A 16841-nucleotide genomic window follows, 5' to 3' on the forward strand; every position below is an offset into this window, starting at 1 on the left:
GATTCCTGTTTCAGAAATCGAAGAGGGGCTTTTGATTGATTAGAAATCCCGCACATGAACGGTTTGTTGTGGTGAAGAGGCGCTGGCATAGCAGCCTACCATGATCCCAGTAAAGACACCGCCAACTTCAGTAGTCAGATATTTTGTTTCTCCCCTACCTAAAGGCTGTGCTTGTCCTTGCTCATCAACAACAGAAAAACGATAAGTTTCTTTATCGGCGCTCAGCTGCAAGGTGACTGTATCTGCTGCATAAGGCAGTTTCTTTTCCACTTTCCATAGGGAACCGATTTGTCGACGGAAAACTAGCTGCTGACTGGACGCCGTTTTTTCCAAGTAGCCCTCATAGTGATGGGTGGCATTTAAGAAAACCGTCAATCCCGCTTGTCCATCCGTTAGTTGCCGACAATCAAAGGTTGCCTGAAATTGTTGCTCAAAGGCGGTTTGCCGTTGGAACACTGCGGCGAGTTTGCCTTGATCAGACAGACCCGTCTGATTAGGATGCAGCAAGAAGCCATGTGGCTCTTCTTCAATCAACGCAGAGTCCCATTCGAATAAAGTCACGTAATCAGGCTTGCTGCTCTTCTTTTGTGTTTCCTTTGGTGTCGCCGCTGTGTCTACCTGAATGGTTTCTGGCAAGTGACCTTCCTCGCCAAACACCGGCCATTGGTTTGACCAGTCCACCGGTAGCAGGCATGTTTCCCGCCCTAACAAATGCCTCAAAGGATAGCTGATGGGGCGTACTGCTAGACAAACTGCCCACCAGTTGCCTTTAGTATCTTGCACGAGATCCGCATGCCCTGCGGCTTGCAGTGGCAGATTCGTACTGCGATTGGTCATCACTGGATTGTGGGGATATGCTTCATAGGGTCCCGTCAAGGAACGGCTGCGGGCCATGGTCAGCATATGCCCATAGGACGTTCCGCCTTCGGAGATCAACAGGTAGTAATAACCGTCTTTTTTATACAAGTGGGGGCCTTCTGGATCAGCCGCTCCGCTGCCCGTCCAAATATTTTGCCGCGGGCCTAGATCTCCAGAAGCCAAATCGATCGTCCGCAGATAGATCTCCTTATGGGTGCCTAAGTAATAGGTCTGTCCATCGTCATCTGCGAAAATTGTTGGGTCGATCCCAGGGGTGTCCAGCCAAATCGGGTCAGACCATTCACCAGCGATGTCATCCGTCCAAATCAGAAAATTGCCTTCTCCTCCTTCGTTTGCACCAACATTGGTGCAAACGAGGTAAAAGCGGTCCTTGATGAAACGCAAGGTTGGGGCATACAGACCAAAAGCATTGGGGTTTTTCGTCGGTAGCTGCAACTGCTCAGGTCGCGAAAGTCCATGGCCAATCAGCTGCCAGTCTGCCAAGTTTTTACTGTGATAGATTGGTAATCCAGGAAAATATTCAAAAGTACTCGTCACCAGATAAAAGTCTTCACCGACACGGCAAATACTGGGATCTGGATGAAATCCAGGTAAAATTGGATTCGTGATGGTTCGCATGGGCATCTAAAACTCCTTTATCGTGGTTTGGTCAGCCGTCAGCTCATGGCTCGTTTTTCCAGCAGTCGTGTGTATCTGCAAGAATGCTTGCTGGATGCCAGTCAGCTTGACGATCAGTTCTTGATCGACTCTTTCGACAGCCACCTCGCCAAGCCACTCACCGTGGTGATCATAGATAGCGGCAGCGGTCTTGTCTTGCGGATCAAAAAGATGGATCGTTGGATGTTGGGCATAGTCATAGACTGCTTTGGTTTGTTCATGGCCTTCGATAATGACTTGATTTGGTCGGACTAACAGTGGCAAGTGGAAATAGTCATAGGTTTCTTGGTACCAGCGTCCGCCCTCGTATGCTTTGCCAGATAAATAGTCGATCCAATGCCCCTTCGTTTTCGGTACGTAAAAGGAGACTGTTCCTTGATCATTAAAAATGGGCGCCACTAAAAGGTGTTCCCCCAGCATGTATTGGCGATCCAAATGATGGGTCATCTCGTCTTCAGGAAACTCTAAGACTATTGCCCGCATCATCGGAATCCCCGTTTGAGCGGTTAGCACCGATTGGGCTTGCAAGTAAGGCATCAAGGACAGTTTTAACTTGGTAAAGGCTTTAGCTACCGCCACGGCTTCGTCGTCATAGACCCATGGCACTTTGTATTCCCAGCTGCCATGGTAACGGCTATGGGAAGACAGCAGACCAAATTGTGTCCAGCGCTTGTAGAGGTCTGGAGTTGAGCCAGCTTCAAACCCTGAGATATCGTGGCTCCAATACCCAAAGCCGCCTAATCCAAAGGATAGACCGGCTCGCAGCGACTCTGCCATCGATGGATAATCCGAGGTACTGTCGCCGCCCCAGTGTACAGGCAAACGTTGCGAACCAACCGAAGCTGCCCGCGCAAAAACGATGGCTTCTTCTGCTCCCTTGACTTCTTTCAGCAAGTCAAAGACGACCTTATTGTATAGATAGGCGTAATAATTGTGCATTTTTTCTGGATCAGAGCCATCATAGTACACCGCATCGGTGGGAATCCGTTCACCAAAATCCGTTTTGAAGCAATCCACCCCCATGTCTAATAAGGTACGCAGCTTGCTGTTGTACCAAGCGACCGCTTCAGGGTTGGTGAAGTCGACGATCGCCAAACCTGCTTGCCATTTGTCCCATTGCCAGACATCTCCATTGGCACGTTTCAAAAAGTAGCCATTCGTCATTCCTTCATCAAACAAGGGTGATTTTTGCCCAATGTAAGGATTGATCCAGACACAGATTTTCAATCCTTTGGCTTTCAAGCGCTGCAGCATTTTTTCAGGTTCTGGGAAAGTTCGTTCATCCCACGTGAAGTTGCACCACTCGTATTCTTTCATCCATAAGCAGTCAAAATGAAAGACCTCAAGAGGGATATCACGTTCTGCCATACCGTCTACAAAAGACGTCACGGTTTGTTCATCATAATCCGTCAAGAACGAGGTACTTAGCCATAACCCAAAGGACCATGCAGGCGGCAGCGACGGTTTTCCCGTCAAATCAGTGTAGCGCTGGATCACTTGTTTCAGCTCATCGCCGGCAATCACAAAGTATTGTAGCGATTGTCCTGGATTGCTGAATTGAACACGCGAAACTTTTTCACTCCCCACTTCGAATTGCACCCGATCTGGTGAATTGACAAAGACGCCATACCCTTTATTACTTACATAAAAAGGAATATTTTTATAAGCTTGCTCTGTACCAGTCCCCCCATCGGCATTCCAAATATCAACACTTTGGCCATTCTTCACGAAATTAGTAAAGCGTTCCCCTAAACCATAGATCGTTTCTCCCACATCCAGAGTCAACTGCTCGCTGATATGGGTATTTGCTTGCGGATCGATCACTAAAGCTTTGCTGCGAGGCTTGCTTTGGGTAATCAGCTGTTCTTTGTAATAAAACGAAGCTGTCACATTTTCCTCTTTGGTGATTACGACTTGCAAGTCTCCCGAGCGAAAAACATAGGATTGCTCGTCTTCTGAAATATCAGGAGTGATCGCTTCTGTCATCAATTCAAAATCGGGGGCTTTGGCTTGGACCCCTTTATAGTTATAGAGGGTGATCCCAATGATATTGCTTCTAGGGGTAGTGACTTCCATCGTTAACAATCCGCCATCCAGCGTTGCCCCTTTATGTCCGACATAGCTATAAGGCAGATATAAAACCAATTTGTTTTCTTCTTTACGGGCATCGTAGACATGCACCGCAAATTTCACATCAAATCCTTCACGAAATAACCAACCGCCATCTGAAAATTTCATTTTTTTCCTCCTTGTTGGATCAATGTCAACGCCCCTAACAGACCAGAATCATTATAGTAACGACAAGTCTCGATCGGCACTTGGAAATCTGGCCAATGGGGGTTCTCATTGATTGCTTGTTTGATTATAGCTAATAGATCAGGGTGTTGGCTGATGCCGCCGCCGATCAGTATTTTTTTGGGATTCATCGTGACAGCTAGGTTGTAAATCGCAAGTGCGCCATAACGTGCCCACTGTTTCAGGATCTCCTGCGTTTCAGGATCACTCGACCACTGCTGCATGATGGTTTCACCTAAAATCTCCTCTGATTCAGGAATCGCTTTTGCCCGCCGATAGGCAGCAATCAGTCCTCTCGTTGAAGCTAGATCATGGAGGGTCGCAAAAGAAGATGCTTGAAAATCAGTGATCATCATTCCGAATTCTCCTGCCCGAAACCCATTGCCGTGAATCAACTGGCGCTGATGAACGAGCGCGCCACCAATACCGGTGCCTAATGTGATCATGACAAAATCTTGTACGTCAGCAGCATTGCCGGTAGAAAGTTCTGCTAAAGCAGCACATTTCGCATCATTTTCGATCCAGATCGGATAAGACTTGGTTAAACGCTGCTGCAGCTCTTGTACGACAGCACAGCCGTGTAAAGGAGCCAACGCCCCCGCCATGATCGCTCGGCCATTGACTGAATCAATGAAACCAGGAAAACTCAGCCCGATCCCTTCGATGATATGCACTTGCTCGACTTCTTTTATTTTGGCAGCTAAGGCAGCAAAAAATTCATCCCGCGTATTACTCGGGGTTTTGATTTTGCCTCGGTCCAGCCATTGATTCTTCTCGGTAAAAACCCCGAATTTGATATAGGTCCCCCCTACATCAAAGCACAGGCGTACATCTGTCATTTCTCCTCCTCCGTTCGAAAAGCGCTTACAGTTTCATTTAAATTATATAAAAGAAAAAAAAGAAAGCCTACTTCTTAGAATAGACTTTCTTACTATAAAAATTAGCTTTTTTCTGTCTCCGATAGGCAATAGGATACTTCTTTTTTATTTCAGCATTGCTCCATTTGAAGCAATGACTTCCTTATACCAATCAAAAGAATCTTTCTTGATTCGATCAAACGAACCATTCCCTTCATTGTCACGGTCTACATAGATGAACCCATATCTTTTTCGCATTTCACCTGTAGTAAATGAGATGAGATCAATACAGCCCCATGCTGTATACCCAATCACATCAATGCCGTCTTCCTCGATGGCAAGCATCATTTGTTTGATGTGTTCAGCTAAATAGTCAATCCGTTCGGGATCATGAATGCCGGTTTCTGTCATTTGGTCATTAAAACCAAAGCCATTTTCCACAATAAAAATCGGCAGTTCATAACGGTCCTGCAAGAGATTCAGCATATAGCGCAATCCCATGTGGTCAATCGTCCAGCCCCATTCCGTCATCGTTGCATAAGGATTCGTTGTTAGCACACTGCTGCCCAACAAAGGATCATGTAGATAGTTTGCATCTGAGCGGGTAGATACTGTATTGCTTAAATAATAAGTAATACCGATATAATCAACGGTGCCGTTTGCCAAATCATCAAGATCGGCTTCTGTCACATCGATCGTGTACCCTTTTTTCTGCCATTCATTGAGTATTCTTTTTGGGTAGTGTCCACGGACATGTACATCTGTGAAATAGAGTTGATTATTATCTTCTTGTTGTGCTAACAATTGATCACGAGGATCAGAAGTCAGCGGGTAATTAGGTGTGGCAGCTAAACAGCAGCCAATTTGAAACTCAGGATTGATTTTTTTCGCAGCTGTGACGACCCGAGCTGAAGCAACAAACTGATAGTGAGCGGCTTGGTACATGCCTGCTAGTTTCTCCTCATCCTCGTCAAAGATCACACCAGAATTGGTAAAACTGTAAATTGGATTATCGATGATCCGCTGATTGTTGATCTCGTTAAATGTTAGCCAATACCGCACTTTTTCTTTGTAGCGTTCCATTACAGTTTGCGCAAAACGTTCAAAAAATCCGATCATCTTTCTGTTGCGCCAAGCCCCATAGGTTTCAACTAAATGATAGGGCATCTCGAAATGAGACAACGTCACAACAGGTTCTATTCCATATTTTTGCATCTCGTCAAAGACCTGATCGTAAAAATACAGCCCTTCTTCGTTCGGTAGTTGTTCATCTCCTAAAGGAAAAATTCGTGTCCATGCGATACTGATTCGCAAAGCTTTGAAACCCATTTCCGCAAAAAGTTTGATATCTTCCGGGTAACGATGGTAAAAATCAATGCCTTCATGATTCGGGTAATATTCCTCAGGCAAGATTGTGTTGGTAATTTTCCGAGGCCGATCTTTCGTTCCTGCTGTCATCACATCGGCAATACTGATCCCTTTCCCGCCTTCTTGCCAAGCACCTTCCACTTGATGAGCGGAGATCGCACCGCCCCATAAAAAGTTTTCTTTCATTTTCAAACTCCTATCCTTCGTTGTTTACGGTAAACAGAATCCCTTCTGCTTCAATTGTTCCGGCCGTTGTTTCGTACTCGATTACTGTATCTGGTCCACAATTTGTAACGATCACGGGTGTCGATAATTGATAGCCTTTATTCAGAATCGCCTGCCGGTCAAAGGTCAACAAACGATCTCCTCGTGCAATTGTCGCACCATTTTCGACGTTAACATCAAAAAACTCACCATTTAGATTCACGGTATTCAATCCGACATGGATCAATAATTCAACCCCTTGATCAGATTTAATACCAATCGCATGCTTAGAAGGGAAAACAGCAACAACAGTGCCCGCAAAAGGTGCCCGAATGATTCCTTCATCGGGGATGACCGCAATTCCTTGTCCAGCGATCCCGCTGGCGAACACATCGTCTTCCACTTCTGCTAAAGGCATCACTTGTCCTTTTACCGGTGAATAAATCGGAGTTGCTGCATTGGTTAAGATACTTTCTACCTCTGATTCAGGCTCTGCTTCAAATTCTGTTAGTTCACTTTCCTTCACGCCGAAGAAATAAGCCAGTAAAGCACCTGACAACAATGAAACGGTAATTCCGATCAGATAACCCACCAAAGGACTGTAAACAGGCAAGGAAAAAATATTATGGAAAACATACGCATTCATCGTCACACCAAAAGCGCCTAACACCGCTCCGCCTAAACCACCGGAAATAGCTACGATCGGCAAAAGTCTTTTGTAACGAAGAATAATCCCATAGACGATGGGCTCTGTCACACCGGCAAAGAAGCCAGTCAAGGCCACTGGGCCTGCCAAAGCACGCATTTTCGAATGTTTTTTCGCTCGTAAGAAGAAGCCAACTGCAATCCCGATTTGAGCAAAAACAGCGGCCAATGCCATTCCTTCAATAGGGTCTCCACCTAATCTTGTCAGATTATCTAACGTTACAGGTGTAAAGCCCCAGTGCAAACCAAACATAACCATGAAGGTCATCCCGCCGCCTAAAACGATGCCTGAAAGGATCCGGCTTTTTTCAAATAACCACATTACACTTCCTGATAAAAGATCCCCGAAAAAGGTGCCGAATGGACCAAAAAGGATAACGGTCAATGGAATCATGATCATCAAACTAAGCATTGGTACGGCAAACAATTGAATGTCTTTATAAATAATCTTTTTCAAAAATTTATCTACAAATTGATAAATGAAAATAGCCGCAAAAATCGGAAATAGGGTTGTGGCATAGTCCACGGCTTGAACTGGTATCCCCAAGAAATTTGTATTTTCCACGCCAATCAACCCAGTAAACTGAGGTTCCAACAATGCTGCACCAATCACACCGCCAACGTACATGTTGGCACCTAATCTTTTCGACAACGTGATCCCTAAGAAAATCGGTAAAAAATAAAATATTGCATTACTCGCGGCACTCAAAATGACATAAGTAGAAGATTCTGCTGATAACCAATTAAATTGGGTCAAAACCGTCAGCAGTGCTTTTAGCATCCCCGAACCTGCTAGAGCAGGAATTAAAGGAGAAAAAGCACCTGAGATAATTTCAAATACGGCGTTCAAATTAAAACCTGTTTTTTTCGAAGAACCTGTTTCTTGATCTGATAACCCAGCCATAGCTGAGATCGTCGCATAATAATCTGATACATTGCTGCCGATTACGACTTGATATTGTCCTCCGCTTTGTACAACAGACATCACATAGGGCAGTTTTTGAAGTTCCCCTTTATTGGCCTTGGTGTCATCCTTTAAGCCAAAACGCAATCTCGTTGCACAATGAACCAAGCTGTCGATATTTTTTTCACCACCGATCAAGCGAATGATCGCGGCACTTTCGTTTTCAAATTTCATAATTATTCTCCTTTTGCGTATAATAAAAAGCGTGATCTAGAAGACACCTCAAACAAAAGACTCGTTTGAGTGCTCACTCTAGGTCACGCCTGCTTTACCAGTAACGATCCGTTAAGATGCCAATCGATTTAAATGTAAGGTTAAATACAACACTTCATCTTCAGTGATTTCCCACTGATACCTATTTTCCAGAAATTGCTTGATTTTCATAGCACACTCATAATCCAACGGATATTTCAGTTGAATCACATCTAATAAACTAGACGCTGGTTGAGCTGGTAGCTCATTGCTCATCTGTCGTTTAACAAAGTAGCGAATGTGAGTGATGAATCGGGAAAAATAAATAGAGTCTTGTCTGAATTCTTTGCCATAATGATAATTGATGATCGTCAAAATATCTTTCATGACTTTGGAAATCAGCATTGTTTCTTCCATTCCGTTGTTATCGCCTAAAAAATTCACGAAATGCAGCGTAATAAAAGCAGCCTCATCTTGCGGAATATTCAGATGTGTTCGCTTTTGCATCAGCTCAACCGCTTGAAGACCAATTTCATATTCTTTCGGGTACACCTGCTTTAATTCCCATTCTAGGGGTGTTTGAATTTTCATCCCTTCTCTTGCCCTCGTCAGAGCAAAACCGATATGGTCTGCAAGTGCCACTAGCAGTGCAGGATTGCTTTCGCATTGAAACGCTTCCTCAAACAATTTTAAAATATCGCTGGCCAGTTGCAGATCACGATATTCAATCCGTTTAAGCAGCTGTTCCAAATCTGCAATGCTTTTTTGGTCGTTAATGATGAATCGCTTTTCTATTTTCTTTTGATCGACAGTGTCGCCTGGCTTCAAACCAAAGCCGATGCCACTCCCCATCACAACTTCTTCTTGGTGATTGTCGTTCAGGACTAATGAAGCATTATTATTAAATACTTTGACGATTTCCATGGTCAACACCTCCTAAAATAAAACAAAAAAATAACGTCACCAACTAGCTATGATCTTTTTCCAAAACAAACGAATGGAGAAAATCTCATACCTGTGGTCACGCCTGCATTATCAGTAACGATCCGATGCACTTACTATACTTCAAAATGAAAACGACGTCAATAGCTTTTTTAAAGCATTTTCTTGTATGAGTTTCTGACGAGATTATTCAAAAAAATGGCGACAAAAAAAGACGTGTTGTCTCTTGCTGCCGCCATGCGAACCTGTAATGCCGCTTTTTCTTTTCACAAATTTCTCTTTTCATTGCCCATTCGATGGACTGTTTTCCTGAAAAACAGCTGCTCATGTATCAGCGAATTTTCTTATGTTTTCCGAAACTCATTCGGTGAAACCTGATGGTATTGTTTGAACTTTTTGTAGAAATAATCAACATTGCTGTAGCCCACCAATTCAGCGACTTCGTAAACCATTAGATTGGAATGACGCAAGATTTCCACCGCTTTTTCCATTCGTACTTCATCCAAGAACGCCAAATAATTTTTCCCAGTTTCTTTGCGAAACTTCTTGCCTAGATAGGCACTATTGTAATTGAAACGTTCCCCGATTTTTTTCAAGGTCAAATCTTCTTGATAATGCTTTTTCGTGTATTGGATCAATTCTGCAATGATATCGATTTGGTTCAAACTGCTGGCGACTGTTGCTTGCAAGTCTGCTAGTTTTGCGGTGATCACCTCTTGCAGCATTGGAAACGTCTGGGCGAGAAAAATCTGCTGATGTACTTCGTCTGTCGACCATTCGATCGCTAAGGCTACTTTTTCACTGATTTGATGCTGCAGCCATTCAATGTCACCATTGATTTGCCATTTGATTTCTTCTTCCAATGCCAATGAATGATAAAAGGTTTGATAATAGCGGGATAACGGCTGTTCTAACGGATCGTTTGCCAAAATCGCCTTGACTAATTCTTCACGCAAATCGCTTCGCTCTTCTGCTTCTTGCGTCGTATCCAAAACATGGTGAGAAATGACTTGATTGGGAAATAAGAAAATCAATTTACTCAATGTCTGGATATCGATAATCAATGGCTTCAAGTTATCTTGCGCCGCAAACCAGCGGGAGATCAAGATTTCTTGGTGAGCCATTTTTTTACGGCACCACGCATCGATCGCCTCGTCGGGAAAGCGTTCCTCGTTTAACAGAACCAAATACCGATGATGCCGATGGATCAAGGTGACGACTTGCGCCACTTGCTCCTGCAATTTCTCAACCAGCTTTTGGGCATCTGCCTCCTCGGAAAGTCGCAATAGCTTGATGGCTTGTGCGTCTTTGATCCCCGTTTGATCCCCGCCAAACAATTTCTCCATCAACTGACTCTTCTGATTTTTCTGCTGATCGGTCTTGGCTTTTTGATCGATTTTCGTCAAAATACCGATCAGCTCTTCTTCATCAACTGGTTTCAGCAAATAGGTCACAGCACCCAGCTGCAACGCTTGCTTGGCATAGTCAAAATCTGAGTAGCCGGATAAAATAATGGCAAAAAACAAAAGCCCTTCCTCCGATGCTGCTTGCACCATCTCAAGACCATTTTTTCCCGGCATACGGATATCAGCGATCACAACATCTGGCTTCAATTCGCGGATCATTGCCAAGCCAGCTTCGCCGTTTTCCGCCGACCCGACGATTTGATACCCCAGACGTTCCCAATCGATGATCAGAGGTAGCCCATTTCGGATCGATGCTTCATCGTCAACGATCAACACTTTACGCATTTTCCAACCTCCATTTTCAGCTACTCCTTCGTTACATCATGTTTCACTTGTCAAACTTGCCCCGTTGGTGCGAATCACCTCTTGATACCAATAAAAACTATCTTTCGGGATGCGCGCCAACTGACGTTCGCTTTGATTGTCGCGATCGACATAAACAAACCCATAGCGTTTTTTGTATCCATTCAACCAACTCAGTAGATCTGTAAAGGACCAAGCACAGTAGCCGATCAGCTCAACCCCATCCGTGATGGCCTTTTGCAGTTCAACCAGATGTTCCTGCAAATAGGTGATGCGGTATGGGTCATGGATCTGTTTGTCTTCTGTCAATTGATCGATAGCGCCTAACCCATTTTCAGTAATAAAAATCGGCAAGTCATAATTGGCTTGGATGCGCCGCAAAGCTACACGGAAACCAACGGGATCGATCTCCCAGCCCCAATCCGTTTTTTTCAAGTGGGGATTTTCTGCTGTCGCAAACATGGTTTCTTCGGGTGAGAACTCACCAGCCGCCGCTTGCATCAAATACGGATCGACTTTAGAAAATTCTTTCTTTTCAGCTGACTGCTTTTGCAAGTTGTTTTGCTGGGCCGTCCCACCGTGATAGTAATTGATTCCTAAGAAATCAGGTTTTGCCTGTTTTAATAGTGCTTGATCTTCTGGAGTGACTTCAGGAGCCAAGCCAACTTTGGCTAATTGCTTGTACACAAATTTCGGGTATTCACCTTTGCAATAGACATCTAAAAACCATGCGTTGTTGAAGGCTTCGCCATTTTCTGCTGCCAGCACATCTTCTGGGTCACAGCTAAACGGATACATCGGTCCATAGCCAAAACTTGGACCGATCTTGCCCTGAGGAACCAGCTCATGGAACAAATTGATCGCCTTAGCATTAGCAAGGTTGATGATGTGATTGGCTGCATACATCCGTTTTAAGTCCTTCAAGCCCGGCGGATGTGCCGCCCAACGGTACCCAAGAGAAGTGAAGACATTTTGTTCATTCATGGTGACCCAATAGGTGACTTTCTTTCCTAGGCGTTCAAAAAGGATACGACAATACCGTTCAAATGCTTCTGCTGTTTCTCGACCTTCCCACCCTAAGTATTTGTCTTGCAAAGCCTGGGGAAGGTCCCAGTGATACAGCGTCAAAATCGGCTCTACTCCTTGCCGAAGCAATTCGTCCACCAGCTTTTCGTAGAACGCCACACCCGCTTCATTGACCGCGCCTTCGCCATCAGGCAAGATTCGCGACCACGCCACACTAAAGCGATAGGCTTTCAAGCCCATTTGCTTCATCAAGGCAACATCTTCTTTGTATCGATGGTAGTGATCGATCGCCACTTTGCCGTTGGTTTCCTCAAAAGTATTGCCAGGAATTTGGGCATAGGTGTCCCAAATCGACGGACCTTTGCCGTCTTCTGCCCATGCTCCTTCAATTTGATAGGCCGCCGAAGCTGCCCCCCATAAGAAGTTTTCTGGGAAAGGATCTAAATTTGTGTGAAACATCAAGTTGCCTCCTTCATTTCCTAAACCGAAATAAATCGGTTACATTTTATCGTATCATAATTTGGTTGATTCGTAACAATTGCTAAAAGATATTTTTTAGGTGAAAAAACTGCCGCTCCTCAGAACGACAGTCGTTTCTTATTAAAACAGGTAATCATTCAAACGAGATTTCACATATTCAATGTGGCTGGATTCTAATTCGATTTGATCATGCGCCAATGCGTAATCTGTCAGTGTTTCTAAGTTTTCCTCATCAGCAACGATCTTCGCTCCGATGCCTTCTTGGAAAGAGGCATACCGTTTTTCCTTCAACTCGTCTAAGAAGCGGTCTTCTTTTAGTTTCGCTGCTGCTTTCAACGCTCGGGCATACGTATCCATACCAGCGATGTGGGCTAACAACAGATCTTCCATTTCAAATGACGAACGACGGACTTTAGAATCGAAATTGATTCCTCCCGGTGCGATGCCGCCGTTTTCTAAGACTTCGTATAAAGCGAGTGTGGAGTCAAAGACGTTGGTTGGGAATTCATCCGTATCCCACCCTAACAGCATATCTCCTTGGTTGGCATCCAGTGAGCCTAATGCGTTATAGCTACGGGCAACGGCGATTTCATGTTCAAAGGTATGGCCAGCTAATGTTGCATGATTGGCTTCTAGGTTTAATTTGAAATCTCCTTCTAAGCCGTAGTGCTGAATGAAGGCCATCGTTGTCGCTGCATCAAAATCATATTGATGTTTTGATGGTTCTTTTGGTTTCGGCTCTAATAAGAACTGCGGTTTATGACCGATTTTTTCGCCATAAGCGATCGCCATTTTGAATAGACGGGCGATGTTGTCTTGTTCAAATTTCATGTCTGTGTTCAACAAGGTTTCATAGCCTTCACGACCACCCCAGAAGACATAGTTTTCGCCGCCTAATTTTTTCGAGATGTCTAAGCCTTTTTTGACTTGGGCTGCCGCATACGCATAAACTTCCGCATTATTGGTGGAAGCAGCGCCGTTATTGAAACGAGGATGTGAGAACATATTTGCTGTGTTCCATAATAGTTTGATTCCCGTTTGTTCCATTTTTTCTTTGATTAAATCGGTGATTTCGTCTAAGTTTTGGAAAAATTCTTCTAACGTTTCTCCTGCAGGTGCCACGTCAACATCATGGAAACAGAAGAACTCTGCCCCTAATTTTTCGCAAATCTCGAAGAAGGCTTCTACTCGATTTTTCGCCGTTTCCATTTCGGTGTCACCAATCCACGTCCGTTTGTTGACGGGTGCGCCGAAAGGATCAGAGCCGTCTTGCGTCATCGTATGCCAATAGGCGATTGCAAAACGTAGATGATCTTTCATTTTCTTGCCTAAAACAACTTCTTCGGCATCGTAGTGGCGAAATGCAAACATATTGTCTGTTTTAGGACCTTCGTAGCGGATTTTTTCGATCTCTGGGAAATAAGTCATTGTTGTTGCCTCCATTTTATGTTTTTTAGTGTAATAAACTAACTTACTTGTTTCCAATCATTTAGAACCAAAAACGATTCCTCGCTTTGATCAGGTAGATTGCCTGCTGCCATTACGCTACTCGATTTGCGCCAATGCATGGCAGATAGGTGCGGTTTGTTGGTAGACGGTCCGGTAGATCGCATAAATTTCTTGGTATTTGGCGACATTTTCAGGAATTGGTGCAATGGCCTTGCCGTATTTGACAAAGGCGTTAACACAAGCAGTTGCATCTGGATAAATGCCGCTGCCGATTGCTGCTAGCATTGCTGCACCCATACCTGGACCTTGCTCAGTAGACAAACTCAGCATTTCTGCATTAAAAATATCGGCTTGCATTTGCAGCCATTCGGCATTTTTCGCACCGCCCCCCACAGAAACGATCTGGGTGAATTTCCGCTGTGCCCGTTCTTCCATGATCATTTGGGAATCTTTCAAAGAGAAGGTGATCCCTTCTAAGACCGCACGACTGAAATGCTTTTCGCGATGCCGTGTGTCGATGCCGATAAAACTACCCCTGATTTGGCTGTCGGTATGCGGGGTGCGTTCACCCACGATATAAGGCGTAAACAGCAGGCCTTCTGCCCCTGGGTTTACCTCACTGATCGCTGAAAGCAATTCCTGAAACGATTGGTTGGGGGCAAACGTATCACGATACCAGCTTAAGGAATTTCCAGCGGCTAACGTGACCCCCATTGAATACAACTTGTCTTTGATCGCATGACGGAAAAGGTGTAGATCTCCTTGATAATCAACCTCTTGCGCTTCTTCAAAGGATAAGAACACACCGCTCGTGCCAATCGACACCATGCCGACACCTTCGGCGATGATCCCTGAACCTAATGCAGCACAGGCATTGTCTGCGCCACCTGCATAGATCGTCACCTCTTGTTCAAACCCAAAGGCTTCTTGCAGCTCTTTTCGCATTTGCCCCACAGGCGCTGCTGATTCAAAAAGCGGCGGCAGTAAATCCGATGCGATTGCGAATTTTTCTAGAATGGCTTCAGACCAGCACTTCTTTTCGATATCCAGCAGTAACGTACCCGCTGCATCGGAATAATCCATCGAATAGTTCCCAGTCAGCCAAAAAGCCAAGTAGTCTTTTGGCAGCATCATGTGACGAACTTGTTGCCAATGTTCAGGCTCGTGTTCTTGGACCCATAAAATTTTTGGTAAAGTGAACCCTTCCAAAGCAACATTCTTGGTGATTGCTTTTATTTCCTCTCCAAAGGATGCCATGATCGCTTGGCATTGTTTGGTGGTCCGAACGTCATTCCATAATATTGCCGGACGAATGACTCGGTTTTCTTCATCCAATAAAACAAGACTATGCATTTGCCCAGAAAAGCTGACGCCGATCAATTCCTTTTGCAGCGTTGGAAGCTGCTGGATCAAGGTTTTGATCACCTTATCTGCCGCCTCTTGCCAATGCACCGGCTCTTGCTCACTGAACCCCGGTCTAGGGGATGACAATGGATAGTCAGCACTTGCTGTTCCTTGGAGTTCCCCGGTTTGATCAAAAACTAAGCCTTTTAACGCACTTGTTCCCAGATCCAACCCTAAAAAATAAGCCATCTCTTCTCTCCTTCCTCTGTTTGAAGCAGTTAACCATTGACTCTCAAACGGTTAATTAGCATTCAAAACTAACTAATCGAATAGTAAACGATTCTCGCATTCCTGTCAAGCGCTTTCAACGAATCTTTCATGGTTTTTCCTTCTCAAACTGCTGCTCCTACATTCTTCGTCTTTTCTTTATTCTTCAGCTTGCACAATATTAATTTGCACGGTAAACTAACACTAATCACATCTACGAAGAGGAGTACACATGATTATCAATAAAATGGGCATACGCGAACAAAATGAAGCGGCTGTATTGAAGACGATCATTGACAATGAAAATGTGTCACGAGCGGAAGTGTCAAATTTGACCCATCTCAATAAAGCGTCTGTTTCTCAAATAACCAAAAAACTGATCGACACGGACTTCGTGCGCGAAGTCGGCATTGGTGATTCCACTTCGATCGGTGGTCGCAAACCGATTCAATTGCAATTCAATCACCGTAGCAGCTTAGCTGTTACCTTTGACATCGGCTATAACTATGTTAGAGGGATGCTCTCTTATATCAATGGCGAGATGATCGCCTCTGCCGACCATTCCCATGAATTGATCACCAAAGAAAATGTACTAGCGACGATCGATTCCATGATGATAGAGTTTTGGCCGCAAATGCCGCAAACCACTCATGGATTAGTAGGAATCTGTTTGGCGATCCACGGCATCGTTCATAATCAGACGGTCACCTTTGCCCCCTACTACGACTTGGAACACTTTGATTTGATCGCCCCTTTGAGCCAAAAATACAATACGGCGGTCTATATAGAAAACGAAGCCAATCTGACGGCTTTAGGCGAGTACTGTTTTTCTTCTGATTCCACGAATTTACTGAGCGTCAGCGTCCATAGTGGGATCGGTGTCGGAATCATCGTTGATGGGCAGCTACAAACCGGTACTCACGGCATGGCGGGGGAAGTTGGCCATTCTACGCTCTTTCCTCACGGCAACTTGTGCCCTTGCGGCAATCGAGGCTGCTTAGAGCAATATGCGTCGAACAAAGTCTTGTTTGACACCTACAGTCACTATACAAAAACAGCGTTCGTTAATTCGGATACCTTTGCACAAGCCTATCATGCCGGAGAAAAATCAGCAGTCGAATTGGCGCAACAAAATGTTGAGTTTCTTAGTATTGGGCTAAACAATGTCATCACTTTTTCTGATCCCGAAGAAGTCTATATCAACAGCTCGGTCTATCGCAAAATTCCTGATTTATTACTGGCGCTGCAACAAAAATTGACCAGCCAGTTCACCAAAAACACGAAGATCAAAAACAGCCGATTAGGCGATCAAGCCCCGCTGTTTGGCGGTAACGTTTTAGTCGCGAAACATTTCTTGAATATCAACGATTTGCGCTTTGCGGCACTTGATCTCTCCCGTGCGATCCGTTAAATGAACGCTGGACTGAAAACTCAGTCCAGCGT

11 protein-coding genes are annotated in these 16841 nt (G+C 44.6%); 1 reads left to right on the forward strand and 10 read right to left on the reverse strand.

The features are described from left to right. Positions 1-39: 39 nt before the first annotated feature. From IGK61_RS14440 to xylB, 10 genes are all read right to left on the reverse strand, one after another. Positions 40-1503 (reverse strand): glycoside hydrolase family 43 protein, encoded by a 1464-nt coding sequence (locus IGK61_RS14440; RefSeq protein ID WP_074535433.1) that lies wholly within the window; start codon positions 1501-1503, stop codon positions 40-42. Next, entirely contained in the window at positions 1504-3774 is a 2271-nt protein-coding gene (yicI, locus tag IGK61_RS14445) for an alpha-xylosidase (protein WP_074535432.1), read from the reverse strand. It lies immediately after the preceding gene. Further along, the gene (locus IGK61_RS14450; RefSeq protein WP_074535431.1) at positions 3771-4670 is read right to left on the reverse strand and encodes an ROK family protein; all 900 of its coding nucleotides are present in this window, start codon (positions 4668-4670) and stop codon (positions 3771-3773) included. Before IGK61_RS14450 ends, yicI begins: the two co-directional genes overlap by 4 nt. A 144-nt stretch (positions 4671-4814) precedes the next feature. Beyond that, entirely contained in the window at positions 4815-6242 is a 1428-nt protein-coding gene (locus IGK61_RS14455; protein WP_060791439.1) for a 6-phospho-beta-glucosidase, read from the reverse strand. Between the two features lie 10 nt (positions 6243-6252). Further along, the gene (locus IGK61_RS14460) at positions 6253-8103 is read right to left on the reverse strand and encodes a beta-glucoside-specific PTS transporter subunit IIABC (RefSeq protein WP_074535430.1); all 1851 of its coding nucleotides are present in this window, start codon (positions 8101-8103) and stop codon (positions 6253-6255) included. Between the two features lie 111 nt (positions 8104-8214). Further along, entirely contained in the window at positions 8215-9045 is an 831-nt protein-coding gene (gene licT, locus IGK61_RS14465; RefSeq protein ID WP_010749938.1) for a BglG family transcription antiterminator LicT, read from the reverse strand. Positions 9046-9407: 362 nt separating this feature from the next. Then, positions 9408-10814 carry a response regulator transcription factor gene (locus IGK61_RS14470; RefSeq protein ID WP_438844956.1) on the reverse strand — a complete coding sequence of 469 codons (1407 nt, stop codon included), beginning with the start codon at positions 10812-10814 and terminating at the stop codon, positions 9408-9410. 36 nt (positions 10815-10850) lie between these two features. Next, positions 10851-12317: a glycoside hydrolase family 1 protein gene (locus tag IGK61_RS14475; RefSeq protein WP_074535428.1), complete on the reverse strand. Its 1467-nt coding sequence runs from the start codon at positions 12315-12317 to the stop codon at positions 10851-10853. 141 nt (positions 12318-12458) lie between these two features. Next, complete coding sequence (gene xylA, locus IGK61_RS14480; protein WP_008380597.1) at positions 12459-13766, reverse strand: xylose isomerase; 1308 nt, start codon at positions 13764-13766, stop codon at positions 12459-12461. Positions 13767-13883: 117 nt separating this feature from the next. Beyond that, complete coding sequence (xylB, locus tag IGK61_RS14485) at positions 13884-15380, reverse strand: xylulokinase (protein ID WP_060791444.1); 1497 nt, start codon at positions 15378-15380, stop codon at positions 13884-13886. 250 nt (positions 15381-15630) lie between these two features. On the opposite strand from xylB, the gene IGK61_RS14490 reads away from it, so the two are divergent. Further along, complete coding sequence (locus tag IGK61_RS14490; protein ID WP_060791445.1) at positions 15631-16809, forward strand: ROK family transcriptional regulator; 1179 nt, start codon at positions 15631-15633, stop codon at positions 16807-16809. Positions 16810-16841: the final 32 nt, after the last annotated feature.

It is taken from the genome of Enterococcus sp. AZ063 (assembly GCF_051715045.1).
GTDB classification, from domain to species: Bacteria; Bacillota; Bacilli; order Lactobacillales; family Enterococcaceae; genus Enterococcus_D; species Enterococcus_D casseliflavus.